The sequence below is a fragment of the Microcoleus sp. ARI1-B5 genome, assembly GCF_036705795.1.
GTDB lineage: Bacteria > Cyanobacteriota > Cyanobacteriia > Cyanobacteriales > Microcoleaceae > Microcoleus.
The window spans coordinates 405,456-430,387 of record NZ_JAUBVK010000004.1 but is presented as its reverse complement, the minus strand read 5'-3'; the positions used below and the strand labels follow the sequence as shown (position 1 = coordinate 430,387).

The 24,932-nt window shown below is 47.5% G+C and carries 21 protein-coding genes and 1 pseudogene; 11 read left to right on the top strand and 11 right to left on the bottom strand.

Annotated elements, in window-relative coordinates; all coding sequences use genetic code 11:
- Positions 1-91: 91 nt before the first annotated feature.
- Positions 92-535 (bottom strand): 30S ribosome-binding factor RbfA, encoded by a 444-nt coding sequence (rbfA, locus tag QUB63_RS09510; RefSeq protein ID WP_332944691.1) that lies wholly within the window; start codon positions 533-535, stop codon positions 92-94.
- A gap of 283 nt (positions 536-818) precedes the next feature.
- Between rbfA and sipA the strand changes: the two genes are divergently transcribed.
- Positions 819-1,040 (top strand): regulatory protein SipA, encoded by a 222-nt coding sequence (gene sipA / locus QUB63_RS09505; RefSeq protein WP_332944690.1) that lies wholly within the window; start codon positions 819-821, stop codon positions 1,038-1,040.
- Between the two features lie 212 nt (positions 1,041-1,252).
- Here sipA and QUB63_RS09500 read toward each other — a convergent pair whose 3' ends face one another.
- Positions 1,253-4,618, bottom strand: a complete 3,366-nt coding sequence (locus tag QUB63_RS09500; RefSeq protein ID WP_332944689.1) for an EAL domain-containing protein — start codon at positions 4,616-4,618, stop codon at positions 1,253-1,255.
- A gap of 657 nt (positions 4,619-5,275) precedes the next feature.
- Between QUB63_RS09500 and QUB63_RS09495 the strand changes: the two genes are divergently transcribed.
- Positions 5,276-5,716 carry a pentapeptide repeat-containing protein gene (locus QUB63_RS09495; protein ID WP_332944687.1) on the top strand — a complete coding sequence of 147 codons (441 nt, stop codon included), beginning with the start codon at positions 5,276-5,278 and terminating at the stop codon, positions 5,714-5,716.
- A gap of 383 nt (positions 5,717-6,099) precedes the next feature.
- Here the strand turns inward: QUB63_RS09495 and crtH are convergent, their stop codons facing one another.
- Entirely contained in the window at positions 6,100-7,644 is a 1,545-nt protein-coding gene (gene crtH / locus QUB63_RS09490) for a carotenoid isomerase (RefSeq protein WP_332944686.1), read from the bottom strand.
- 420 nt (positions 7,645-8,064) lie between these two features.
- On the opposite strand from crtH, the gene QUB63_RS09485 reads away from it, so the two are divergent.
- The 4 genes from QUB63_RS09485 to QUB63_RS09470 all read left to right on the top strand — a co-directional run bounded on the left by QUB63_RS09485 (position 8,065) and on the right by QUB63_RS09470 (position 10,166).
- Positions 8,065-8,319, top strand: coding sequence for a hypothetical protein (locus tag QUB63_RS09485; protein WP_332944684.1), 255 nt, complete (start codon positions 8,065-8,067; stop codon positions 8,317-8,319).
- A gap of 19 nt (positions 8,320-8,338) precedes the next feature.
- A complete protein-coding gene (upp, locus tag QUB63_RS09480) occupies positions 8,339-8,989 on the top strand; it encodes a uracil phosphoribosyltransferase (protein ID WP_332944683.1) in 651 nt (216 codons plus the stop codon).
- 224 nt (positions 8,990-9,213) lie between these two features.
- Entirely contained in the window at positions 9,214-9,681 is a 468-nt protein-coding gene (locus tag QUB63_RS09475; RefSeq protein WP_332944682.1) for a TMEM165/GDT1 family protein, read from the top strand.
- A 191-nt stretch (positions 9,682-9,872) separates the two neighbouring features.
- A complete protein-coding gene (locus QUB63_RS09470) occupies positions 9,873-10,166 on the top strand; it encodes a TMEM165/GDT1 family protein (protein ID WP_332944681.1) in 294 nt (97 codons plus the stop codon).
- Between the two features lie 126 nt (positions 10,167-10,292).
- Here QUB63_RS09470 and QUB63_RS09465 read toward each other — a convergent pair whose 3' ends face one another.
- Entirely contained in the window at positions 10,293-10,799 is a 507-nt protein-coding gene (locus QUB63_RS09465; protein ID WP_332944680.1) for a hypothetical protein, read from the bottom strand.
- A 494-nt stretch (positions 10,800-11,293) separates the two neighbouring features.
- Here QUB63_RS09465 and QUB63_RS09460 point away from each other — a divergent pair.
- The 3 genes and pseudogenes from QUB63_RS09460 to QUB63_RS09450 all read left to right on the top strand — a co-directional run.
- Positions 11,294-11,500 (top strand): annotated as a pseudogene (locus tag QUB63_RS09460) (nucleotidyltransferase domain-containing protein); the annotation flags it as partial.
- A 164-nt stretch (positions 11,501-11,664) separates the two neighbouring features.
- A complete protein-coding gene (locus tag QUB63_RS09455) occupies positions 11,665-12,918 on the top strand; it encodes an MDR family MFS transporter (RefSeq protein WP_332944679.1) in 1,254 nt (417 codons plus the stop codon).
- Positions 12,919-13,142: 224 nt separating this feature from the next.
- Positions 13,143-15,269: an iron uptake porin gene (locus QUB63_RS09450; RefSeq protein WP_332944677.1), complete on the top strand. Its 2,127-nt coding sequence runs from the start codon at positions 13,143-13,145 to the stop codon at positions 15,267-15,269.
- 229 nt (positions 15,270-15,498) lie between these two features.
- On the opposite strand, the gene hisIE is transcribed toward QUB63_RS09450, so the two are convergent.
- The gene (gene hisIE, locus QUB63_RS09445; protein ID WP_332944675.1) at positions 15,499-16,149 is read right to left on the bottom strand and encodes a bifunctional phosphoribosyl-AMP cyclohydrolase/phosphoribosyl-ATP diphosphatase HisIE; all 651 of its coding nucleotides are present in this window, start codon (positions 16,147-16,149) and stop codon (positions 15,499-15,501) included.
- Between the two features lie 427 nt (positions 16,150-16,576).
- Between hisIE and hemL the strand changes: the two genes are divergently transcribed.
- Complete coding sequence (hemL, locus tag QUB63_RS09440) at positions 16,577-17,875, top strand: glutamate-1-semialdehyde 2,1-aminomutase (protein ID WP_332944674.1); 1,299 nt, start codon at positions 16,577-16,579, stop codon at positions 17,873-17,875.
- Positions 17,876-18,264: 389 nt separating this feature from the next.
- On the opposite strand, the gene QUB63_RS09435 is transcribed toward hemL, so the two are convergent.
- Positions 18,265-19,320 carry a tetratricopeptide repeat protein gene (locus tag QUB63_RS09435; protein ID WP_332944672.1) on the bottom strand — a complete coding sequence of 352 codons (1,056 nt, stop codon included), beginning with the start codon at positions 19,318-19,320 and terminating at the stop codon, positions 18,265-18,267.
- A 181-nt stretch (positions 19,321-19,501) separates the two neighbouring features.
- On the opposite strand from QUB63_RS09435, the gene QUB63_RS09430 reads away from it, so the two are divergent.
- Complete coding sequence (locus QUB63_RS09430) at positions 19,502-19,804, top strand: hypothetical protein (protein ID WP_332944671.1); 303 nt, start codon at positions 19,502-19,504, stop codon at positions 19,802-19,804.
- Here QUB63_RS09430 and QUB63_RS09425 read toward each other — a convergent pair.
- From QUB63_RS09425 to QUB63_RS09405, 5 genes are all read right to left on the bottom strand, one after another.
- Complete coding sequence (locus QUB63_RS09425) at positions 19,794-20,570, bottom strand: carbon dioxide-concentrating mechanism protein CcmK (protein ID WP_332944670.1); 777 nt, start codon at positions 20,568-20,570, stop codon at positions 19,794-19,796. The two genes, QUB63_RS09430 and QUB63_RS09425, sit on opposite strands and share 11 nt — an antisense overlap.
- A 337-nt stretch (positions 20,571-20,907) precedes the next feature.
- The gene (locus QUB63_RS09420) at positions 20,908-21,579 is read right to left on the bottom strand and encodes a carbon dioxide concentrating mechanism protein (RefSeq protein WP_332944669.1); all 672 of its coding nucleotides are present in this window, start codon (positions 21,577-21,579) and stop codon (positions 20,908-20,910) included.
- 474 nt (positions 21,580-22,053) lie between these two features.
- Positions 22,054-23,691, bottom strand: a complete 1,638-nt coding sequence (locus QUB63_RS09415) for a ribulose bisphosphate carboxylase small subunit (protein WP_332944668.1) — start codon at positions 23,689-23,691, stop codon at positions 22,054-22,056.
- A 214-nt stretch (positions 23,692-23,905) separates the two neighbouring features.
- Positions 23,906-24,211 (bottom strand): EutN/CcmL family microcompartment protein, encoded by a 306-nt coding sequence (locus QUB63_RS09410; RefSeq protein ID WP_172186882.1) that lies wholly within the window; start codon positions 24,209-24,211, stop codon positions 23,906-23,908.
- Between the two features lie 293 nt (positions 24,212-24,504).
- The gene (locus tag QUB63_RS09405) at positions 24,505-24,846 is read right to left on the bottom strand and encodes a carbon dioxide-concentrating mechanism protein CcmK (protein ID WP_006635058.1); all 342 of its coding nucleotides are present in this window, start codon (positions 24,844-24,846) and stop codon (positions 24,505-24,507) included.
- Between the last annotated feature and the right edge of the window lie 86 nt (positions 24,847-24,932).

Genomic DNA, 24,932 nt, shown 5'->3' with positions numbered 1-24,932 from the left:
ATTTTAGATTTGGGAATTGGTAATCGGGAATTGGTAATCGGGAATTGGTAATCGGGAATTGGGCAATTCTCCCCCGAACCCCATCGGACTCTCAAAATCCATCCGTTACATCCGTTACCGAATCCGTTGCCGAACTTTCGTCGTCGGCCAATTCTTCATCCCCATCTAGAATATCCGGTTTGCGATCGGCAGAAAGCTGATTCAACAGTATCAGCATTTTATCGCCCCGTTCCAAAGAACGGTCTTCGAGAAATATTACTTCCGGGGTGCGGCGCAGTTGCAACCGTTGGCCCAACTGGTTGCGGACGTAGCTAGTTGCAGATTTCAAACCCTCCATAGTCTCGGCTTTCGCCTCATCCGTACCGTAGATGCTGACAAAAATCTTTGTATGCTGAAGGTCTCCCGAAACAATCACATCGGTAACGCTAACCATACCCGCACCTACACGATCGTCCTTGATTCCATTCAGCAACATCAGGCTGACTTCCCGTTTAATCATTGAAGCTACGCGCTCAATGCGACGACTTGTAGCCATAGCAACTATCCCCTACTTTCATATCAGCCATTTTCTATCAATTCTTAGTTTGGCACAAAGCTGTCAGTCGATTTTAGATTTTAGATTTTAGATTTTAGATTTACTTGCACGTATTGAATCTAGGAGGTTGAACTTTGCTCTAAAATCTTAATCTCTCCCCGACTTAAGTTGTGGGTTTGTACCTATTTTTGGGTCGTGTAGAGGGGAATTCTGCCAAAAGTGCGCCACAATGAATTCTGGCTAGCCTAGCCGTGCCACGATCGCCAATAAAAACATAAAAACTATGGAAAAAGAATTTACCGTGGGTCAAAAAGTCCGAGTTGTGGCTATGCCGCCTTACGTGAAAACTGCTGAACCGATGCCGGTGCTGCGGCCTGCGAATGTAATTGCGATCGGCGCTGAGGGTGTTGTGATCGATCGCCGTCCCGGCAATTATTGGGGCATTCGCTTTGAAAAAGGTGCTTTTCTGTTAGACAGTAAGTACATTGAAGCTGCTATCAGTTGACCTGAGACCGCTTGACAGAAGGAAGAAGGAAGAAGGAAGAAGAAAGAAGGAAGAAGGAAGAAGGAAGAAGGAAGAGGGAAGAGGGAGAATTGCCCAATTCCCAATTCCCAATGACAACTGCCCAATGACAACTGTCAACTGTCAACTGCCCAATGACAACTGTCAACTGTCAACTGTCAACTGTCAACTGTCAACTGTCAACTGTCAACTCTTCAAGAAGCCAACTTGGCCTCAAAAGCCAAAGAATTAACCGAAAATTCCTCCAAAACTTCCTCTAAATTAGGAGATACAAAGTTACAAGGTTGAGGCTTTCCCAAATAATAACCTTGAGCGTAATCTACCCCAAGTTCCTTGAGTTTATCCATAACAGCTTGACTTTCCACATACTCGGCAATAGTTTTGATTCCCATGACGCGAGCAATTTTGGTAATAGCTTCTACCATTGCGACATCAATAGGATTGTCGGCAAGATGCTTAATAAAATTGCCGTCAATTTTTAGATAATCAACCGGCAAGCTTTTGAGGTAAGCAAAGGAAGACATCCCGCTGCCGAAGTCGTCCAAGGCAAACTGGCAGCCGAGTTCCTTGAGTTTCCAAATCAAGCTGGCTGCTTTGCTGAGATTAGCGATCGCCACGGTTTCGGTAATTTCAAAACAAATTATTTCCGGCGGTATTTGATAGATAGAAAACTGCTCTTGAATAAAGTCGATCAACTTTTCTTCGTTGATGCTGTCCCCAGAAAGGTTGATTGCATAAAGGCTGGGATATTTTTCAAATGAGGATTGTGAATTAGACTGGGGAGAACCCGCAGGCAAGGTAACTATTTTATCGCTGTCGGCCCCGGGGTTTTGCACTAATAGATTTGCCGTGAAAATTTTAGATAAATTACTAAATAAAGTGCGTATTACCCAGCGATCGATCGCGTGCATCAAGTTGTAGCGTTCGGCAGCCGGAATAAACGCCATCGGCGACACCAACTGACCAGTTTCAAGCTGGATGCGGAGCAGGATTTCGCAGTGGGTGCCGGTGGTGGGGAGCCCCGGCAAAGGTACGATCGGCTGAGAGTACAAGCGAAAGCTATTCTCTTCTAAAGCTTGATTAATTTGCACCACCCACTGGGTTTCGCCGTGCTGTTTGATTAATTCTCGATCGCCCGCTCGATAAACCTGCACCCGGTTGCGGCCTTTATTTTTCGCAGCGTAGCAGGCAATATCGGCCGCGCTCAACACCGCAGATGTCGATGCTGTTTTGGGATTAATTGCCACCAAACCGATACTGACGCCGATCGAAAAAGTTTTGTCCTGCCACCCAAACCGGAATCCCTGAATGCTAGAGAGCAGCAATTCTGCAATATCTAAGCCCTGTTCGGGGGGACAATTGTACAGGAGTACGGCAAATTCATCACCGCCCAGACGCGCCAAAATATCGGTTTTGCGGATATTGCTTTTAAATAGCTGGCTGACTTGGCGCAGCAGTTCGTCGCCTGCAACGTGACCAGAAGTATCGTTAACTATTTTGAAGCGATCGAGATCCAGATAAAGCATCACGTGTTCTTGGCCGTAACCTTGAGCGCTGTGCAGGGCGTGTTCTAGCTGGTACTCAAATTCGCGGCGGTTGACTAATTGCGTCAGGGGGTCGTGAGTTGCCTGCCAGGTGAGCTGCCGCGCTTGAGTTCGCACTTGGGTGACATCTCGGAACACAACGACAGCGCCGACGATTTCCCTGTTGCTGGCGTGGATGGGGGCGACGCAGTGGTCGATCGCAAATTCGCGGTTGTGGCGCGCAATCAGCAAGCTGTTGTGGCCTTGGTCAACAATCCGACCTTCGTACAAAGCGATTTGGGCGATATTTTCGATCGGCATCCTGCTAGTTTCGTCAACTATTCTCAGCACGCTGGCGAGGGGCAAACCTTTAGCTTCCGAGGTTGACCAACCCGTGAGTTTTTCGGCCACTGGATTGAGGGTAGAAATGCAGCCGTCGCTGTCAGTAGCGATTACCGCGTCGCCGATCGATTGTAGAGTAACCTGAGCGAGTTCTTTTTCCTCAAAAAATGCTTGTTCCATGCGCTTGCGATCGCTAATATCCCGCTGCACGGACACCCAGTGCGTGAGGTTCCCCAACTCGTCAGCAACAGGTACGCTGTTGAGTTCCACCCAATAAGTTGAACCGTCTTTGCGGTAGTTGATCAATTCCAAGCGCAGCGGTTCTCGGCGAGAGAAAGCGCGGCGAATTTTGGCAACTTGAACGCCGTCGCTGTCGGGCCCGCGCAGACAACTCGGTGTTTGGCCGATAATTTCTTCGGGGCGATAACCGGTCATTTGGGTAAAAGCTTGGTTGACGTAGATGATGCTGGGATCGGAGATATCGCTGTATCCCGCATCCATAATCACGATCGCGTCGTTAGCGTTAACTACGGCAGATTCTAGCAGTTGCAGCCGCACCTCGGTCTGCTGGCGGGTAGCGATTTCCCTTTCCAGTCGGGCGTTAGTCAAGCTCAGCGATGCGATCGCTTTTTGCAATTGGCTAGTCTGTTGTTGGACGCTGGCGTGCAAAATATCGATCGCCCCGGACATTTCCATCGGGTCAAGTACGCGCAGCAAGGTGCTTTGAGTAACTATTCCCAGCATTTCTCCCCTAACCCCCGTTACTACCAACCTGCGGACTAAACGCTGCTGCATTTCCTGATGAGCTACCCACAGCGAGTCTTCGGGCTTGAGACTAAATAAGGGGGTACTCATCACAGTTTGGGCGATCGTCTGCGACAAATCTATATCTAAAGCTTGAAATTCCACAATATCCCGTTCTGTGACGATACCTACGGGAATTGGGAACGGCAAATTCATCGATAATTCTGTTGATGCTGTAATTACCACGCAGCTAACGCGGTGCTGCGCCATCAACTCTGCCAAACTGATAACTGACGCCGTGACAGGTGCTTGAATGACTTGTGCGGTCATTACTTCTTTCACGCGGCGCATTTTTAAGATATTTGTCGGTTGCACCATCGCTTGGCGAATGCTTTCCGGCGTAATTACTCCTAGGAGTTGGCCGCCATTATCCAATATTGGGAGGTGGTGAATTCTTTGTTGGCCCAGCAGAATTATGGCGCTGAAAATGTCTTGCTCTTCACCAAAGGTGAGAGTTGCCGCAGGCTGCTTCATGACTTCTGCGATGGTGACATTTTTTAAGTTTTTGCCCGACGCAATCAAATCGACGAGATCCCTCTCGGTGAAGATTCCTTGCAATTGAGAATTTTGACCAGATTGCGAGTCGGATTTTGCTCCTAATTTTTCCACGACAAAGACGCAGATACCTGTCGCGTCTCTGAGGGCGCTTGAGGTGACGGGATTGGCGATTTCTGTTAGTTGCTGGTAGATATCGGTTGGTGGAATGTCTGCGTTTAGAGAGCAACTTGGGCGCCGTTGGCCCATCAGGGTAATTACTTCTGCGAGCGGGGTACGGGGTGCAACTGTCAAGGGGGAGCGGTCAATTACTCGATCTAAAGTCGGCAGATACTTGGAGGAATCGTTTTTGAGCATATTTAATTCATTTTTGCGATCGCGTTGAGTCTGCGACATTCCTAAACAGCGCTGCTTTCCAAGCAATAGGTGGATTTTTACAGCGCTGCTGAGACATAATTAAAATTTTTTGTTAAAAATGCACCCTATCTGGGCTAGGGATCTGGCCGGTGACCCGCCCTAAAACGGATACAAGCCTTCGAGGTCAGTCGCCGACAGCTCAAAATTTGAGACTCCTGTTCCTGCTCCTAGATGAATCTGTGGAGTCAATTTAAAATCTAAAATCTAAAATCCCAAATCGACTGACGGCTCTCCTTCTACCTATAAAGTTATAACCGTATCTTGATTTTAAGTGTAAAAATTCTGTCCAGTGACAGTTTTATTAAAAAATATCTATTTGTTTGGAACTTTTTGCCCTCAAATCAACATATAACATTATCCATCGCCGATCGTATCCATCTTGAGAAATAAACCTCTGTTGGCTGTCCTAGCTAACCTAGAAAATGTTACTACCAAAAGACACTGTATTGAACTCGGCATTGTTAAGTTTTGCGACATTAAGTTTTGCGAGCTTTCCAGACCATCTGTGCGTTGTCGAGGGCAATCGATGTCACAGCAGCTCTGTGAATTCGATCGCAAAGAGCGAAAACAACGGTGGTAAGATTGTAGATATAAAGACAAGAACTTAAACACCCAGTTTGCTGAGGAAAAGGGATTATGAAACGCCATCTACTAGCCGCTACTCTTTTAATTACTCCCCTACTGTTGGCCGGCCCGGCTCGCGCTGGAAATCCCGCTCAGGTCAAACAGTTACTGTCAACGGGGCAATGTTTTCAGTGCGACTTGTCGGGAGCAAATTTTGCCGGGGCCCATTTAATTGGTGCAGATTTGAGAGAAGCAAATTTGCAAGGCGCAAACCTCTCTCAGGCCAACCTCGAAGGCGCTGACTTGACGGGCGCTGACTTGACGGGCGCTAACTTAACCGCAGTTTTCCTGACTAATGCCAGTTTAAATGACGCAGACCTCGATCGGGCAAATCTAACCGCCGCCATCATCAACACCGCTGACGTATCCGGCGCATCAATGGAAAATATGATTATTACTGATGCCAAAATCTACAATACCCAAATCGGCATCGGCGGCAGCTACGACCAATAAACTCTTTTAAAGAATGCAAATCGCCAATTTTCAGTTTAAAAACCCGGTTTCTCCCCAGAAACCGGGTTTTTAGTCTTTAGGTTCGATGTTCGGACTGAGCGTCCTCATCCAATAAGATAGGACGCTCAGTCCGAACGATCGAACCGGGTTTTTAGTCTTTAGGTTCGTAATGAGAATTTCAGTCCCCATCAAACAAGAGCGGACGCTCAGTCCACACTACAAACCGGGTTTTTAGTCTTTAGGTTCGTAATGAGAATTTCAGTCCCCATCAAATAAGAGCGGACGCTCAGTCCGAACGCTCAAACCTGATTGGGGTTATTTTAGCGGATACCAAATCAGATTTTCTCCGGTATGTCCAGATAAAAATCTGACGCACCCTACCACTAAAAACCCAAATCCACAGCAATTCTGTGCGCGCAAGCAAAGCCAGAAAACGCCACCGCATTTAAACCCTGTCCCGGAAACGTACTATCGCCCACACAATACAAACCAGGCATAGAAGTTCGATTAAACGGCATTCCCAGCAAACCCATTAACTTCTGCCGGGGAATCGGCCCGTAAGTTCCGTCTTCGCGCCCCAAAAAGCGGCGGTGAGAACGCGCCGTCCCGACTTCCATATAATCCAAACCAGCATCTAAACCGGGGAAAATCTTTTCTAATCTGTCAATAATTCTGCCGCCTGCCTCTTCTTTTTTATCCTCGTATTCCTGCGGCGAAAGTCCTTCCCACTCTTCCATCCAGCTTGACGTAAAAGCGTGAACAATATGATATCCTTCGGGAGCTAAATCCGGGTCTAGCACCGTCGGAACAGACACTAAAACTGTTCCCTCCGGTGCTTCCATTTTGTCCCAATCTTCTAACAAAATGTGGTGGCAGGCAGTACCAGCAGGGATGACGCTGGCTTCTACTCCCAAATGCAAGCTCAAGAAACTGGGGGCTTTTTGATAGCGCTGCTGCCATTTCTTCTCGCTAGCGGGCATTTCTTCTGCGGGCAGCAATTTCTCGAAAGTATCCCACCGCGTGGCGTTAGAAACTATGCGCTTGGCCCGGTAAACTTCGCCGGTTGCGAGTTCGACTCCGACAGCGCGGCCGTTTTCGGTGATAATTTTTTTCGCCTTAGCTTTGTATTGAATTTTCCCGCCGCATTTTTCTAATCCTTCTACTAATTTTTGGGCAATTTGACCGACTCCGCCTTTGGGATAATTGATGCCGCCGTAATGTCTGTCGGAAAATACCATTCCGGCGTTAATCATCGGCGTTAAGTCTGCCGGTACTACTGACCAGTAGTAGCATTCCATGTCGATAAATTTGAGCAAAGTAGGGTCTTTTATGTAGCGCCGCGCAATGTCGCCAGTATTTTGAGGCAGATATTTTACTAATCCCAAACAGGCTAAAGGATTCTGAAAAAATACTCTAACTAGATATCCAGGTTCTTCTAGCGATAGCAATTCCATGCCGTTGAGGCAGTTGAAGACGTTCCAGCATTCGCCGTAAAATTTCTGGATGCCGGAGCGCTCGTGAGGGAATCTGTCAATTAATTCTTGCAAATATTTGTCATAAGGCTGGGGAACTTCCAGATCCAAGCCGCTGGGTAGGTGATAGTGAAGCTGTACGGGATCGGGAATTGTTTCTAGGGTGACGTTGACTGCTTTCAGGGCGCGCGTGAGGAGGTTGGTGGTGCCGCGCTGTCCGAACCCAAATATCATGGAGGCTCCGACATCAAATCTGTAGCCTTCTCGATCGAAATATCCAGCGCTTCCCCCCGGAATTGTGTAGCTTTCGAGCACCAAAACTTTGGCTTTCTTGGCTGCTAGCTGGGTGGCTGTCACGAGTCCGCCAATACCGGAACCGATGACAATCACATCAAACTCTTGCTCTGTCGGGCGGGAGTTGGGAGAGAATAACTGGGATTGGGTAGGGGCTGACATTAGGTTAAAAATCTTAATATTTCTACAATTTTACAGTCGATCGCTCCAGAAGGAAGAAGTCCTTAGTCAGCAGTCATTAGTTATTTGTTAGTGGCTACCAATTCCCGATGCTACACCGGCCCAATTACCAATTACCGATGCCCAATTACCAATTCCCCGTGCCCCTGCTTCAAAAAAAAATGCGGGAACAGTCTACCATTGCCGACTGCCCCCGTCTGCCGATCCTTTGAGAGGAGAACACTAAAAATTACTATAGCCTTGTTGCTAATCTATGTCAATACTATTGGAAAAATATTTCAATAAGCTGGCGTCCGTCGATCGGCAAATGGGTTCTAACGGACGGCTTGGGAAAAGTCGCAACAGTCCGGCCCGAGAATCCGAGGGCCGGGGTTAAAACCGCTGCCTCAAAGCTGAAGTCCTTTGAAAAGGGCTAAAGAGACGACTAAATTTGAGGTTGATTTGGTTGCTGTGGAATGGTATTTAGAGGAATGGGATCTCGTTCGGCGGGGGTTTGAAACCGCGGCGGCAATCTTGAAAATGGTGCAAGATGTCGATTCTCTCTCTACGGCTTGTATGGGCGCTCACGGATGTGGTAAGTTGCACAGAGCGATCGATCGCCCGTTGGCGAAACCCTCGAAGAGGATCGACGCAGTGTATAAAATCCCTCAAACCTAGCAATATCCCCAATTTCCTAATGTCTCTGCAACTGCGCGTTTACGTTCCCCCGCATCCGTTAATTAAACACTGGCTGGCTGTCGCCCGCGACGCCGCCACCCCCTCGGTACTTTTTCGTTCTGCGATGACAGAATTGGGACGCTGGCTGGCCTACGAGGCAATTCGAGAGTGGCTGCCGACAGTGGACACAACGGTGCAGACGCCTTTGGCAGAATGTCCGGCGACTTTTATCAACCCGGAAGCTCCGTTAGTTGTGGTACCGATTTTGCGGGCGGGTTTGTCACTGCTGGAAGGAATTCAGACGGTTGTGCCGCTGGCTTCGGTTTACCACCTCGGCATGGCGAGAAATGAGGAGACGCTGGAACCGACTTGTTATTTGAACAAATTGCCGGCGCAGTTTAACCCGGAAACGCGAGTGATAATTAGCGAGCCGATGCTGGCGACTGGTGGCACGATTATAGCGACAATGCAGGAATTGACTGCACGGGGAATTGACCCAAACTTGATTCGGATTATCTCTGTGGTGGCTGCTCCTCCGGCTTTGAAGAGGCTGAGTGCAGAGTACCCGAGTTTGATTATTTACACGGCAACGATCGACGAAATAGTCAACGAACAGGGTTTTATTGTACCTGGTTTGGGTGATGCGGGCGATCGAACTTACGGCACCTGAACCAGAAGATTTTGGATTTTGGATTTTAGATTTTGGATTTTGGATTGACTCGACAGATAACTGTGGGGCTTCTATCCGTGTGTGGGTGCGGTGAGTTGTTTCAGGAATCAGTTGCTGAAATCTCCGGCGAAAAAGATGACCCTGGCGCAGGTAAAAGCAGACACACGGAAAGTTAAGATTAAAACTAGAAGTCAAAAATAAATAGCGTTTAGCACTCATTGCCCGTGAAACTTGATTCTGTACCGCCAAGCTTGTCTGCTTCTGACTCACCAACCCCCAATTCCGATTTGCCGCAACACCTACAAGTACAAATAAAAGAGGCTTCTAAGAGTTGTGCTGCTTTAACCCCGGAGCGGGCTAAAGTTTCAGTTAGTGCAAATCCCGATATTTGTCTGGAAGAAAAAGGACTGAAGCCCAAGCACTGGGCAATTTTTGCCTCGACTTTTGCAACTATTTTTTTGGCTGAAGTTGGAGACAAAACTCAGCTCGCGATTTTGCTGATGACGGCTGAATCTCGGAATCCTTGGATTGTGTTTGCGGGTGCGGGTTCGGCTTTGATAGCAACCAGTTTGCTGGGGGTTTTGCTGGGAAGGTGGCTGGCTAGTCGGATTGCTCCGAAAACTTTGGAGAGAGCAGCGGGAGTGATTTTGCTGGCAATTTCGGCGGTTTTGCTGTGGGAAGTGCTGAGTTAAACGATTTTAGATTTTGGATTTTAGATTTTAGATTTGGGAATTACTCATCATCATATGGGTATGTGGAAAGAAACCGGGTTTCTGGCTAGATTTAGCGGTTAAACCGAAGATTTGGCAGAGAAACCGGGTTTCTTGGAGGCTGCGGGCAAGTCGTATATTTGTACAAGAGCTAACTAATAAGTAAAAAAAACATGGATTGGCAACTTTTAGGAATAACTTTTATTACGGTATTTTTGTCAGAATTGGGTGACAAAAGTCAATTGGCTGCGATCGCCCTGGGTAGCAGTTGCAACTCGCCGCGGGCTGTATTTTTCGGCACGGCGTCGGCGCTGCTGCTGGCGAGTTTAATCGGCGTTTTAGTGGGGCAAGGTACGGCGGAGGTGTTGCCGGAGCGACTGGTAAAGGCGATCGCGGCGATCGGATTTGCGGTGATGGGCTTGCGCCTGCTGTGGCCTTCATCAGATGAGGCCCAAGCTTCCGAGTAGGGCGCGCCGTCTGTTGAAAGTTAAACCGATCGCTAAAATCCCAAAAATTAACGGCGGGCGCGATTTCACGCCCGCCGCTGCAGGTTGAGTTTTTTTGGTCAACTCAACCTCTGAGCCTTGTGTCGGTTAAACTTCGTTTTGGTAGCACCAGCCGAGCAGGGTAGCGCCGACAGCCAACTTCAGCGCTTCCAAGGCAAAATATCCTTGGTGCAGTGAATTCATGCCGGCGGGCACTTCTGTGGCGGAGTCGAACAGATTTAGCTGCATTCCCAAGGCGCTCATTTGAGGTGTGAGGCCGTAGGTGTCAATCAGGGCGATCGCCAGAAGTACCAATGATAATACGATTGCTGTGCGGCTGCGCTTGCTTCCGTCACCCATTAAATTGCTCAAAACCATCAAACCCGTTGCCACCACGCCAGAACAGATTAACTCAACGCGGTTGAATCCCCAGAACATTAAATTTCCTGCCGTTGCAAAATCGGGAGATACCATCATACCAGATACGTAGAGACTGGGCATGACTAATAGATCCAAAATCACGGTACCGCTGAGCCAGAAAATTAAGGCTACCATGACAATTGCTTGCCAGCGGGGTCTGATTGATTCCACTCTCGACGATGTAATAGCTGTCATATAATTAGACCCTCTAAATTTTTTTCTGCCTTCTTTCTAAGAGCTTAACTAATTTTCTTCTAAAATCGTGTTAAGTATTTTTAAATTCATGGTAACTTTTGTGTAACTGAGTTATAAGAATTGTTAAGCTGGCCGGCGCTCGGGCGATCGAACAGTTGTAGGGTGCGTCATCCGCGGATTGTTCCATAGATAATTGATGGCTCAAAGCTGACGCACCCTACTGGCATTCGCCCGTCGGGCGATCGTCGCGCAGCAACAGTTTAAAAGTTGTGGCGATCGCAAAAAACTCTTGATAATTACTCATTCGAGCGATAAATCAATAAAATTTATGTGTTATTATTACTTACAGTTAAATTAAAAAATATCAAAGATATTAGCCAATGATTGAAATGAACAAAATCATGGAATTGAGTCGGGCAATAGCCAAACAATTCCAACCGGAAAAAATAATATTGTTCGGCTCTTACGCTTAGGTCAACCCCACGGTCGATTCGGACGTCGATCTGTTGGTAGTTTTATCTTCGGAAGGTAATAATTTTCGCAAAACTTGGGAAATATTAAGTCAAACTCAGCCGAAGTTTGCTGTAGATTTGTTGGTGCGAACTCCTGCTGAAATTGAACAACGGCTAGCTTGGAATGATTTATTTGTAAGGGAAATCATCGAGAAAGGGAAGGTGATTTATGAATCCGCTTATACTTGAATTTATCGAGAAGCTTGCGAACAAATACGGTTTAATTTGGTTTTAACTCCATAATACCCAATCCAGCTTTAATATTCTCTTAATTCTTCAGTCCGCGAAGGCGGACATCGTTCGTGTAGAACTGGTTTCAACCGCCGACTCTTCCTGACTCTTATAAATAATATATGCCTAAATTTCAACTATCATCTTGGCTTCCCCGTCTCCCCACTCAAGTCTGGATTCTCGCCGCCGGCAGATTCCTCTCCCAAAGCGGCACTGGTTTTACTTTATTTTACGCGCCGATCTTTTTTGTCGATCGCGTCGGCTTATCTGCAACTGCTGTTGGGATTGGTTTGGGTAGCGGTTCAATTTCGGGAATATTCGGCCGGATTTTGGGCGGTTCTTTTTGCGATTCCCAATTTTGGGGAAGGCGGCGAACGTTATTGCTGGCGGCAATGATTTCGGCTGTCGCTTCTTTTATGTTGGCGGCGACTCATGATTTTCCCGGTTTAGTTGCGGCTAATTTACTCATGGGTTTTGGTGTGGGTTTGTATTGGCCTCCAACGGAAAGTATGGTGGCGGATTTAACGGAGGGCGCACAGCGACAGGAGGCTTTTGCTTTGACGCGGCTTGCTGATAATTTGGGTTTGCAAGTTGGGATTATTTTGGGCGGTGTTTTGATTGCGGTGACGGGGAATTATCGATCGCTCTTTATTATCGACGGTATCTCGTTTTTAGTGCTGTTTGCGGTGGTGGCGCTCGCGATTTCAGAAACCTACAAACCCGCTAGCACAACGAATACAGGTAAAAAAATTCGGGAAAATGGCTGGATGGTGGCGCTGGGCGATCGCACTTTGCTAATCTATGCTTTGGTAAATACTCTGTTCACTCTCTACATTTCCCAAATTCAAACCACGATGCCGCTGTATTTTAGCAAGTTTGTGCAGGCGGGGACATCGGGAACAGGCTTTTCTACTGGTACAATTACCGTTTTGTTTGCTTTTAGCACGTTTTTAACTGTGGCTTTGCAAATGCCGGTGGTTAAAGCTTTGAGGCGGTTTTCTCATCCGCAAGCTTTGATGGTTTCGGCGCTGCTGTGGGGAATCGGCTTTATTGCGATCGGCTTGACGGGAATGGCTGCAACTGGTAATCTATTTTTAGCTGTTGTAGGCTTGACTTTTTTGTCGGTGGCGACTGTTGCTTATACGCCTTTTGCTTCGGCTTTGGTGGTGGATTTAGCGCCGGAGTCTTTGCGCGGCGTGTATTTGGCGGTTAATTCTCAGTGTTGGGCGATCGGCTATTTAATCGGCCCGCCGCTGGGCGGTTTCGCTTTGGATCGGGGTAAATGGGGGGCGGATAATTTTTGGTTGGGCTTGGCTCTTAGTGTCATGGTGGCGATCGCAATTTTGCAAAAGGTCGATCGGATGTTAAAAAAATAATTGCTAAAATACAACTTTTGTGATACGGTAATCCACCAGATAGATAAATAACTCGCAAAAAATGCCTAGCGGTCTCAAGCTCTGATAGCAGGCAAGAGTTTTACTTATCTTATTAAACCTATAAGAATTCTTAACTCAAAACTTTGTGGTTGGCGATACCAAATAGGTTTACAATTCCTAGGAAGCTAATAGCAATTTTACAATCAAATTTGTGAGGAGTTCTAGTGAAAGCACATCTACTATTTAGTGCTGGCGCAGTAGGTTTACTGTATATACTTGCCGGTTCTTTACCATTGGCAGCGATGCCTCCCGTCGCCGAAAAAGAAACCTTAGGTACTGAAGATTTAAAAGAGTCAGAGGCTAAAATTAGCCTGAATACCACTGTTGAAAATCAGGTCAAAGCCCCTGAAACATCCGAGTTAAAATTAGTTGAGGGGCTGCAAGTTGACAACCCCGTCTCAACAACCAATCAACTCGCCAATCTCCCCCAAGAAACTGCCAACCTGAATCTGCCCGAAACAGCAGCATTAACCGCAGAAAATCCCGGGGAAAACTCATTAAATTTAGCCGAAAAACCAGCAAACCCAGCCCCAGCAGAAGTCACAGAACAAGTATCTGTTGCCCCTTCCCAAAACTCGCAGACACCAGCAGAAGTCACAGAAAAAACATCTGTAATTCCCGCCCCCAACCCTGCACCCGTTATTGCCCAAACAGAAACCTCAACTTCCGAAAAAATAGCTGAAATCGCCAACAGCGATTCCTTAGAACCCACAACAAACAACAGCGAAACCCCAGAAGCCAGCGAACTACAACAGGTAACATCTGTATCGCAACTCTCCGACGTGCGGCCCACAGACTGGGCATTTCAAGCTTTGCAATCTTTAGTCGAAAGATACGGCTGTATAGCGGGATATCCAGACGGCACATTCCGAGGAAATCGGGCAATGACTCGCTACGAGTTTGCCGCCGGTTTAAACGCTTGCTTGGATAAAGTTAACGAGCTAATTAAAGCAGGTACGACCAATTTAGCCACGAAAGAAGACTTAACAAAACTCCAAAGACTGCAAGAAGAATTTGCAGCAGAATTAGCGACTTTGCGCGGCAGAGTCGATGCTTTAGAAGCGCGTACCGCCGAATTAGAAGCCAATCAATTTTCGACAACAACTAAACTCAAAGGCGAAGCAATTTTTAGTGTTGCCGATACTACCAAAAACAATCACAGCGATACTCAGACAGTCTTTAACTACCGACTGCGGCTGAATCTGCTGACCAGTTTCACGGGCAAAGATACCCTAATCACAGGCTTGCAAGCCTACAACATTCGCAGCTTCGGGCCTGATTTGGGTTTGTCAACGGGGGCATTTAGCGGTTTGTCTGACAGTCAGGCAAGGCTGAGTTTTGAGCCGCAATTCCCCGGAATCAATCCTCAGAATTTATCTAGCATTGGCGCCAATACTGTTGAACTTTACAAACTGCTTTACGTTTTTCCAGTTTCTAACAGCATCACTCTATTCGCGGGCCCGAAAGCTGAAACTTCTGATGCTTTTCAAGCCATCACTCCTTTCGCTGGAGAAGGGCAAGAATCTATTTCTAGGTTTGGAGGTTACAACCCTGTAGTGCGCGTATCCGGCGGCACTTCAGGCAGCGGCTTGGCATCGGCAGGTGGGTTTATTTGGAACCTTTCCAAAAAAGTCAATCTTACAGCTTTGTACGGCAGTGTAAATGCTGCTTTGCCTAACGATTTGGGCTTTCCGGCTACTCCGTTGGGTGCGGGTTTATTTGAGGGCAGTACCGTTGCTGCGGCACAGTTAACTATTAAACCAACTAGCAGCATTGACATTGGTTTGAATTACGCTCATAGTCGCCACCAATTGAATATTCTGGCTACAGGATTGTCTGATGCGGATTTGGGTTCAATTTTGGGAAGAGATAGAGAACCTGTTAGCGGTGGCGTGAGGCTTAATTCGTTTGGCGGTACTGCAACTTGGCGGCTTTCTCCGAAATTAGCTGTTTCTACCTATGGAGGTTGGATAATTGCTGATGCTGAAAGAAGCAATGCTTCTACAACTTTTAACAGTTGGATGGTAGGTTTCCATTTCCGAGATTTGTTCAAACAGGGCAATAATGCAGGTATTCTGTTTGGACAGCCTTTGGATCGGGATTCGGTAAGCGGCGGTGCTCGTTTTCAGGCAAATAAGGCAACTCCTTATCATTTGGAAGCTTATTATCGTTTCAAAGTTAACGATAATATCAGCATTACACCGGGTGCTTTTGTGTTGTTCAATCCTGAAGGTACTAAGGATAATGATACTGTAGGCGTGGGAGTTCTCCGCACTACTTTTAGTTTCTAGAGTCGGAAAAATATAGCCTCTGCATGGGGCGGGGCGGGTTTATTTCTCTTGTCTGTGAGTGGCAAATATTGTTGGTGAACCCGCCCTTACCTATAGAAGTTTGAGAAAATATGAGGTACAAGTTGAGATTGGGGGATTGAGGAATTGTTAATTAATTCGTGAATACCTCATCTTTGTGAAAAAGGCTATACCAATTTCCAATTACCAATTCCCAATTACCAATTACCGATTATTTTCGCCGATCGCCCAATTTGCGGTAAACCGCCCTCAAATCAACCTGATGGTGAGCGATCGCAACCAAAGCGTGATAAAATAAGTCCGCAACTTCTCCAGCAATCCCGTCTTTATCGTCATCTTTGCAAGCCATCACAACTTCCGCCGATTCTTCGCCAATTTTCTTGAGAATCTTGTTGTCGCCGCCCTCGAACAATTTGCAAGTATAAGAAGTTTCGTTAGGATTGTCCCGCCGATCGCAAATTACCTCAAATAATTGAGATAACATATCTCCAGGCGGCGGTGAAATTTCCCCGTCAACTTGGTGAAAACAACTTCTTTCTCCCGTGTGACAAGCAATATCTCCGACTTGTTCCACTGTCACCAGCAAAGCATCGCTGTCGCAGTCGTAACGGATCGCTTTTACGTTTTGAACGTGTCCCGAAGTCGCTCCTTTGTTCCAAAATTCGGCGCGCGATCGGCTCCAGAACCACGTTTGACCGGTTTCCAAGGTTTTTTGCAGTGACTCCCGATTCATCCAGGCCATCATCAACACCGTACCGTCTAAGTAATCTTGGACGATCGCAGGTACTAAACCGCGATCGTCGTAACGGATCTTTTCAATTGGGATCGATCGGCTCAAACTAGACAAATCCGTAGCAGACATAATTTTATTGCAACTTTGTAATATAATTTTACGCTTTTTTGTAAGACAATTTTTTTAATTAACCGCTCTTGACACTCTTGACACAGAGCAAGAAAAGAAAAGAAGAGATAGGTAATCTTCCAGCCAGAAGCGAGTAACTGAAGACACTGGTTTTTCGCGATCGACACCTGTGGCAAAATAGCAACTTAGGGACAAATTGTCAATAACTATTTTACAAAAGATTACAATTGAGGGCGATTCCCTACGGGATAGCTTCGCTTCACGGTGCGGGTTCTACAAAGCCTGAAAAACCCAAGCTAGTATTGCTACAGATTGGTTTGTATTCTAAAATCTACTACTATAGTTTCCTTGAATCGGCTTAGCCTTTAACCTGAAGTCGCTATATTAAGTATCCTACCAACAAAAGACCTTCACTAAGGAGAAAACATTGGTTTCCACAACCTTGAAAACGACCAAATCAGAAGAAATCTTTGCCGCCGCCCAGAAATTGATGCCCGGTGGCGTCAGTTCCCCCGTGCGCGCCTTCAAATCCGTCGGCGGACAGCCCATTGTATTCGACAGGGTAAAAGGAGCCTATATTTGGGATGTTGACGAAAACCAATACATCGACTACGTAGGCACTTGGGGCCCGGCTATCTGCGGCCACGCCCACCCCGAAGTCATCAAAGCCCTTCGCGAATCCTTAGACAAAGGTACCAGTTTCGGAGCACCCTCGCTTTTGGAAAACGTGCTCGCTGAAATGGTCATCGATGCCGTTCCCAGCATAGAAATGGTGCGATTTGTCAATTCCGGTACCGAAGCCTGTATGGCCGTTTTGCGACTGATGCGAGCCTTCACCGGGCGCGACAAAGTGATTAAATTTGAAGGCTGCTATCACGGGCACGCCGATATGTTCCTGGTAAAAGCCGGTTCCGGCGTCGCAACTCTGGGCCTTCCCGACTCTCCGGGCGTGCCCAAATCCGTTACCGCCAACACCCTCAACGCTCCTTACAATGATTTGGAAGCGGTTAAAGCTTTATTTGCGGAAAATCCCGGCGAGATATCAGGTGTAATTCTGGAACCAGTTGTCGGGAATGCCGGTTTTATTACTCCAGATGCAGGTTTTCTCGAAGGTTTGCGGGAAATTACCAAAGATAACGGCGCTTTGTTGGTGTTTGATGAAGTAATGACCGGTTTCCGCATCGCTTACGGCGGAGCTCAGCAAAAATTCGGTGTCACGCCGGATTTGACAACTTTGGGTAAAGTTATCGGCGGCGGTTTGCCGGTGGGCGCTTACGGCGGACGGCGCGATATTATGGGGATGGTGGCTCCCGCAGGCCCGATGTATCAAGCTGGTACGCTTTCGGGAAATCCTTTGGCGATGACTGCTGGGATTAAAACTTTGGAATTGCTGCAAAAACCGGGCACTTACGAACAGTTGGACAGGATTACGAAAAAACTGTCGGAGGGATTGCTAAAAATTGCTAAGGAAACCGGACACGCGGCTTGCGGCGGCCAAATTAGCGGGATGTTTGGCTTATTTTTTGCGGCGGGCCCTGTTCACAATTACGAGGATGCTAAAAAGTCGGATTTGACGAAGTTCAGCCGCTTTCACCGGGGAATGTTGGAACACGGTATTTATCTGGCTCCTTCGCAGTTTGAGGCGGGATTTACTTCTTTGGCTCATACTGAGGAAGATGTCGATCGCACTTTGGCCGCCGCGCGCGAAGTGATGGCCAGTATTTAAGGCTCGATCGTTCGGAATGCAAGTCCTTCATGAATGCGGACTAAAGTCCTCACGCTCGATCCAATTTTATGAAAGTGTTTTGTTTGTAGTGAGGACTTTAGTCCTCTGATTTTATGAGGACTAAAGTCCTCACTACGAACCAATTTTATGAAGGTGTTCGTAGTGAGGACTTTAGTCCTCTGATTTTATGACTATCGGGCTAGAAACCCGATTTCTATAAGATTTTGTGTTCAGTAACGAGGAATATACGAAGAAACCGGGTTTCTGAGGAGTTTTTATTTTTTTCGATAACCTATTTAATAACTACTGACGGCAGGACTAATGACGGCAGGACTAATGACTGCTGACGGCAGGACTCATGACTGCTGACGGCAGGACTACCGATTAATTCACTCATTGAGAAATTCACCTTCACAGATAATCGAGTCTCTGTTCTCCAAATCTTCTTGATTCCAGATCGCGTTTAATGCAGCCGAACTTAACGAAGTTGACATCGTATTTAATGTGGTGTTGTAGTATTCTACAGCATTATTAAGTTCCACCTGCGGCGCTTCCTTGAAATACGAATTAATATCAGGCGTGCAGCGCTGGGCCTGGTAGTATACATAAGCTTCAGCATTAATGCACATTACGTGGTAAAAATCCCTATTTGCTGTCGCAATATCTCCCATTTTGTACAGCGCTAAACCCCGATTGAGATAAGCTTTAATGTGGTTCGGATCGAGTTCTACTGCTTTGTTAAAGTCTTCAATTGCAAGCTGCATTTGTTTTAATTTATAGCGAACGCAACCTCTGTTATAATACGCATAAACATTGTTTGCGTCGATGCCGAGTGCAGTGTTGTAATCGGCGATCGCCTGCGTGTTGTCTCCTAATTGGTGGTAAGAGAGGCCGCGATTTATATAAGCTTTGATATATCTCGGATTCAACCGCAGCGTTTCGTTAAAGTTCTCCGTTGCTGCATATTTTTCTCCCAAAAGGTAGTAAGCGCGCCCCCGGTTGTAATAGGTTTTATAATTTTGTGAATTGATAGAGAGAGCTTGATTGTAGTCTTCTATTGCTTCTTCATAATGTCCTAAATTAGCAAGTACGAGTCCCCGGTTGTTGTAGATAGCGTGGCTGTCAGGCTTGCTTGCTAAAGCGCAGTTTAGATCGTCAATGGCTTTGTCGTTTTCTCCGAGATGGCGCCAAGCATTGCCTCGATTCAAGTATGCCTCGAACAAATTAGGATTGATATCTAGTGCTTGGCTGAGGTCTGCGATCGCCTTTTGGTAGTCTTTCATGTAATAGTAAACCAAGCCGCGATTGTTATAGGCTTTGGCATCGGCGGGATTTACTTGCAGTATCTGATCGAAGTCCTCAAGTGCTGCTTCGTAGTTTCCTTTTTTGGCGCTGTGCAAACCGCGCTTGTAAAAATGCTTGAGGTTCAATTCTTTGAGGTTCATAGGTCAACTTTCATTGATGGCTTGATTCTGGTGATTGATTCCTTTGCACTCAGTGTTGAGCTCGACAGGCGTTAATCTGTTGAAAGAGCATCCACACAGCACCCCGAGTAACTCTTGACTTATTCCAGGAAATCTACCCGAAACAGGATTTTAGGTTTATTTTAACAGCAGTTAAATCATCTTGAAAGAGGCTGCAATTCGGCTGGATTTACTCTGTCAGTTCGATTGTTTACCCGATCGACTTTCGCTCAAAAATCGAGTTTTCCTTGGCGAGCCGTGTCTCTGGATGCGGATGCGATCGGCACGGGCAGCCCAATTCAGCTTGACGCAGCTACGAGCGTACAAATCACTGCACGTACTCCGCCCGAGTAAAATTTATATCTTGATTGTCAAACTTACTCTCAGTATTTCCCGCAACACGTCTCTACAAAGTTTTGTTGCGCAATTACCAATTACCGATTACCGATTACCCATTAGCGATTGATTTCCTCTTCCACATAAACAGTCAATTTCTCCAAATCTGGAAGTTCGATCAATTCTTTTTCCTTTTCCTTAACCGACAGGGGCATCATCACAGGTTGGCGCTGTTCTACCCAGCAACTCGCCAGCGGCAAAGTTTGTTCCAAATCTTCCAAAGGCCTGGGAATTACCATCACCGCGTTCAACTCGCCAATGCGCTCAGCTTCGTACATCCCCGCTTCTACGGCGACTGCGACATCTGCGACTGCACCGCGAATAATTGCCGTGCACAAACCGGCGCCAATTTTCTCGTAGGCGGCTAAGTGTACGTCGGCGGATTTGAGCATAGCATCGCAAGCGCCGACCATTGCCGGAAATCCGCGCGTTTCGAGCAAACCGATCGCCTGATTGCTCAGCCGAGAAAAACTGCCGCTTTCCGACAGTTGAGTCAGGCGAAAGCCGATCGGCAAAACCACTTCCAAATTAGCCAAAGGCCTAGGAATCACCAACTTAGAAACAAACTGGCCGAACTGTTCGGCTGTCTGAGCACCAGCTTCCACAGCCAAACGCACGTCGGAAATTCTGCCCCGGACGATCGCCGTACAGTGACCGGAACCAATTTTCTCATATCCTACTAAAATCACCCCTGCGGACTTCAGCATCATGTCAGCAGTCCCGACAATTGCCGGAAAACTCTTGGTAGATACCAAACCCAAAGCAGTGTCTTTGAAATATTCCTGGCGCTGCGATCGCTCGGAGTGACTGCTGTTACGATCTGTTTGTCCGTCCATCTTCTATTACCCTTAGAAACTTCCCAAAATAAAAATTTGTTGATAGTTTTAGTGTCTCAGATGAGAAGACAGACTGCACGAGCTGCAAGATACATATTTATGCTGCAAGGCCTTAAAAATTGCTGAGCTACCAATAATATGAGATTACCTATTTATATTTTTTGATTCTGCCTTCAGCATAGCTGCCTTTTGCACAAATGACCACGCCCGAAAATGGATACAAGCCCGACCCCAGGAGTGCGAGCAAAAAAATTTAGACAAGAGTGCAACCTCCCAGATGCAATGCTGCAAGTAAATCGAAAAATGGAAAATCGAAAAATGGAAAATCGACTGAGGGCTATCCGGTACCGCCCGAGAGAGTTTGACCGTTTTCCTCCGATCGATTAAAAGCTTGTCGGTGCGGAAACAGCGTCCCCAGCAACTGATTGATGTGAGCTTGACCGTACAGAATAGTTGGGACTTCCCCTGGTTGGGGAGGCGGATTGGCGGCGGTTTCTGGTGGCGGAGCGGGGGCTGTCTCCGGCGGTGTTTGAGGCTGTGTTTGGGCGGGTTCTGGCGGCTCGACTGGCGGCTCGACTGGCGGCTCAACTGCTGGCGTACTGGCTTCGGGGGTTTCCGGTGCAGCAGCCGCTGGTGCGGTTGCCGATGCCGCGACTTGGCGGCTTGTATCTCCGATCAGAGAACCTGCTGGCAAGATTTGCATTTGGTCAATACAAGGATTAATCAGCGTTGTTCCCGCGCCAATACAGGCATTTGCCCCGATCGTCCCCGCACCGACAACCAGCACCCCTGCACCCAGAATAACGCCCGCCCCGATTTCCAGAGTACCTTCGCGGGCGTGAAGGATAACTCCCATGCCGATGCACGCACCGGCGGCGATCGAGATCCGGCTGCCGGGATCTGCTTGCAGGATGACTCCAGGGGCGATCGCAGCACCCTCATTCACAACTACATCGCCACTCATAAAAATCTGAGAGTTGCTACTTAATTGCAGTGGCGATAAATACATTCAACTTCACCTTGAAATGAGCTATTTTTTTAGATAAAAGGACTTTAATTTCTCGCTTTCTAGAATGAAAATTTTAACTCTATCAATCTAATCAACGATTATTTACTAATAATTAAAAGCTAGATTTCGACTTACACATTACCAGAAAGAATTGGTTGAAAGCCGGAACCCTTCTAAGGAGAAATTAAAAGAAGACGATTCATTACTGCAATCCTCTTCCTTCTAGGTAGAGGTAGCTGTCAATTGTCAACCCTTCTCCCTTGCGAGCGGGCAAGCTGTCACAGGTCAACTGTCACAGGTCAACTGTCACAGGTCAACTGTCACAGGTCAACTGTCACAGGTCAACTGTCACAGGTCAACTGTCAACTGTCACAGGTCAACTGTCAACTGTCACAGGTCAACTGTCAGGGGTGATTCTCCCGCCAGCCCAACGCGAGGACTTAACGGGAGAAACAGGCTAATTACCAGACCTGATTAAGGGCGCTGGATAATTTCTTCGAGCACGCGGCGCTTGGCCTTGGAGTCGATACCGAGCAAGCGGACGTACTCGCCGCTGTGTTGTTGGAGACAGCTTTCGAGAGCCGAAATTACTTCGGATTCGCGGTTGGAGGCGATCGGCGCGCAACTGCTCCAAGAACCGGTGCGGAAACGGCGCGCGTCGGCGTGTTCCGTGCCAATTTTGTAGCCTTGGGAAAGCAGGTTGCGGATTTGGTCGATCGTCTTGCCGGTCAACATTCCGCTGCTCGCCGCCGAACCAGTCGAAGCTGCTTTGAATCCCGATGTTGCAGCCGGCTTAGCCGATTGAGCAACCGGGCCGTCGGGACGCTGAATAATTTCTTCAACCACGCGGCGCTTGGCTTTCGGGTCAATGCCGATCAACCGCACGTATTCGCCCGGATATTCGTTCATCACAGCTTCTAAAGCGGCGATCGCCTCAGATTCGTTTCTCACTTGCAGCGAAGCCCCGCTTTGCCAAGAACTGGTGCGGAAGCGGCGCGCGTCGGCGTGTTCCGTTCCCACCTTGTAGCCTTGAGCTAGCAAGCTGCGAACTTGAGCGACTGTTTCCGCGCTCAATTTGCCGCTTGACACGGGACCGCCATTGTGGTTTGCAGCTTGTGCAACTTTACCGTTAGATTGGTGAGTTTTGGCGCCGTTAGAACCGTTAGAGCCGTTGTCTCCCGGTCTTTGGACGATTTCTTCTAATACGCGGCGCTTGGCTTTGGTGTCAATCCCGATCAAGCGGACGTATTCTCCTTGGTGTTCGGCCATGCAAGCTGACAAAGCAGCGATTACTTCAGATTCGCGGCTTGAGGAAATCGGGCCGCAAGTGCGCCAAGAACCGGTACGGAAGCGGCGCGCATCGGCGTGTTCAGCTCCCACGCTGTATCCTTGGGCTAGTAAATTGCGGATGCTATCGGCAAGAGTTGAACTCAATTGGGTGCCGGCATGGGTAGAATATTTGCTTTGAGTCATATTGGAGTTTTTAGTTTGCTCGTTGCGAATTGGTGCTAGACAGGCGATGTTCTCAGCGCAGCGATAACCCGCTCTCAGAGCGTCATTGATGCCGATGACATGGGTCGCAAATTCAACGTCTGAATCTTGAACGTCAGGCAAGCGATCGGCTTGCTTCTGATTAGTGATGATGGCTCCCGAAGGTACGTACTTACCGGGGGGAATCTCCACATCTTTAATTAGTACGTGCATCATGACAATGCAGCCGTTGCCCACTCTGGCATTGAACACCGTAGAGCGAAAGCCGATAAAGCAGTCCTCGCCCACGTAGGCAGGGCCGTGAATTAAACTCATGTGGGTGAGGGAAGTATTTTTCCCCACCCACACAGAATAGGACTTGCCGTCGTCTCCTGTGACTCGGCCTTTTTCTAGGCCGTGAATCACTACTCCGTCTTGAATGTTGCTTCCTTCTCCGATATAAAAAGGAGTGCCTTCATCGGCGCGGATAGATGTCCCGGGGGCAATCATCACATTAGAACCGATATGCACATCTCCAATAATGTTAGAAAAGGAATGTACGAAGGCGGTGTCGTGAATTTTGGGCTCAGCCAAGTTTTTCGACCAAGGCGTCGGGGGAGCCGCAACGTTGCGGACTGCCATAAATTAAGTTCTCCTAAGCTGAAAAAAATTTTTGTTAGTTGTTAGTTGTTAGCTGTTCACTGTTAGCTGTTCACTGTTAGCTGTTAGCTGTTCACTGTTCACTGTCACAGGTCAACTGTTCACTGTTAGCTGTTAGCTGTTCACTGTTCGCTGTCACAGGTCAACTGCTTTCGGGTCAACTGTCTACTGTCAACTGTCACAGGTCAACTGTCAACTAGCGGTAAGGGTCGTCTTTTTTACTGTAAATGAGGCGGTTTTCTACATTGACAGTATCTATAATGCCTACTACTAGAGCATCGATCGGACGGTTTTCACTTCCGGGCGCGATCCGGGCTGCGCTGCCTCGGGTTACTAAAACCCATTCATCTATACCAGCGCCCACACAGTCAGCGGCTACCTCATAGCCGGGAACTGGTGAACCTTCCTCATCGATGAATTGCAGCAGGAGAAATTTCGATCCTCTCAGTGTCGGCTCTTTTTGGGTACTGACAACTGTGCCGAGAACTTTGGCCATTTGCATTTTCGGTAATAGGTAATTGGTAATTGGTCTTTGTCATTTTTTCGCCGTCACTTGTCTTTTTTAAATTACCTTTATTCAGTCCCCTGTCTTCATTTTTGAGTTTTTCGTCTAGTAACTAATGACGGCAGGACTAATGACGGCAGGACTAATGACTCGTGACTTATGACTAATAACCAATATCCCATGCCCACCTCAATTAAAAATTAAAAATGCTCAATCAAAAACATCGCGATTTTTAATTTGTGATTTTTAATTTTTAATTACCAAACGCCCCTAACAGCCGATCGCCGCTCTTAAGATCTGTTGAGGGGACGAATGCCGCTGACGCCTTCGCGGAACTGTTCTACAGCTTCGGTGTAGCGAATCGGCAGCACGTACTCCAAGTTTTCGTGAGGGCGGGCGATAATGTGGGTGGACATCACCTGTCCGCCGTTAACGCGCTTCACCGACTCTACTCCAGCGGCGACGGAAGCTTGCACTTCCGAGACATCTCCTCTTACAATGACTGTAACGCGAGCGCTACCGATTTTTTCGTACCCTACCAAGGTGACGCGGGCTGCTTTGACCATCGCGTCAGCGGCTTCTACAACTGCGGGGAAGCCTAAGGTTTCGATCATGCCAACTGCAATTGCCATTGGTTTTACTCCTGATTGAATATTTGGGGAACTAAACTGTAAATTTTTGACGGTCGCACTGATTTTCGTCCAACTTTTCGTCAAAC

Excerpts from the sequence above, each read along its gene's own strand:
- QUB63_RS09465 (WP_332944680.1), bottom strand. The coding sequence starts at position 10,799 with ATGACAGCTATTACATCGTCGAGAGTGGAATCAATCAGACCCCGCTGG.
- QUB63_RS09425 (WP_332944670.1), bottom strand. The coding sequence starts at position 20,570 with ATGGACGGACAAACAGATCGTAACAGCAGTCACTCCGAGCGATCGCAG.
- QUB63_RS09495 (WP_332944687.1), top strand. The coding sequence starts at position 5,276 with ATGAAACGCCATCTACTAGCCGCTACTCTTTTAATTACTCCCCTACTG.
- QUB63_RS09455 (WP_332944679.1), top strand. The coding sequence starts at position 11,665 with ATGCCTAAATTTCAACTATCATCTTGGCTTCCCCGTCTCCCCACTCAA.
- QUB63_RS09500 (WP_332944689.1), bottom strand. The coding sequence starts at position 4,618 with ATGTCGCAGACTCAACGCGATCGCAAAAATGAATTAAATATGCTCAAA.
- QUB63_RS09410 (WP_172186882.1), bottom strand. The coding sequence starts at position 24,211 with ATGCAAATGGCCAAAGTTCTCGGCACAGTTGTCAGTACCCAAAAAGAG.
- QUB63_RS09420 (WP_332944669.1), bottom strand. The coding sequence starts at position 21,579 with ATGTATTTATCGCCACTGCAATTAAGTAGCAACTCTCAGATTTTTATG.
- rbfA (WP_332944691.1), bottom strand. The coding sequence starts at position 535 with ATGGCTACAAGTCGTCGCATTGAGCGCGTAGCTTCAATGATTAAACGG.
- QUB63_RS09415 (WP_332944668.1), bottom strand. The coding sequence starts at position 23,691 with ATGGCAGTCCGCAACGTTGCGGCTCCCCCGACGCCTTGGTCGAAAAAC.
- upp (WP_332944683.1), top strand. The coding sequence starts at position 8,339 with ATGTCTCTGCAACTGCGCGTTTACGTTCCCCCGCATCCGTTAATTAAA.
- QUB63_RS09470 (WP_332944681.1), top strand. The coding sequence starts at position 9,873 with ATGGATTGGCAACTTTTAGGAATAACTTTTATTACGGTATTTTTGTCA.
- QUB63_RS09435 (WP_332944672.1), bottom strand. The coding sequence starts at position 19,320 with ATGAACCTCAAAGAATTGAACCTCAAGCATTTTTACAAGCGCGGTTTG.
- hisIE (WP_332944675.1), bottom strand. The coding sequence starts at position 16,149 with ATGTCTGCTACGGATTTGTCTAGTTTGAGCCGATCGATCCCAATTGAA.
- crtH (WP_332944686.1), bottom strand. The coding sequence starts at position 7,644 with ATGTCAGCCCCTACCCAATCCCAGTTATTCTCTCCCAACTCCCGCCCG.
- sipA (WP_332944690.1), top strand. The coding sequence starts at position 819 with ATGGAAAAAGAATTTACCGTGGGTCAAAAAGTCCGAGTTGTGGCTATG.
- QUB63_RS09405 (WP_006635058.1), bottom strand. The coding sequence starts at position 24,846 with ATGGCAATTGCAGTTGGCATGATCGAAACCTTAGGCTTCCCCGCAGTT.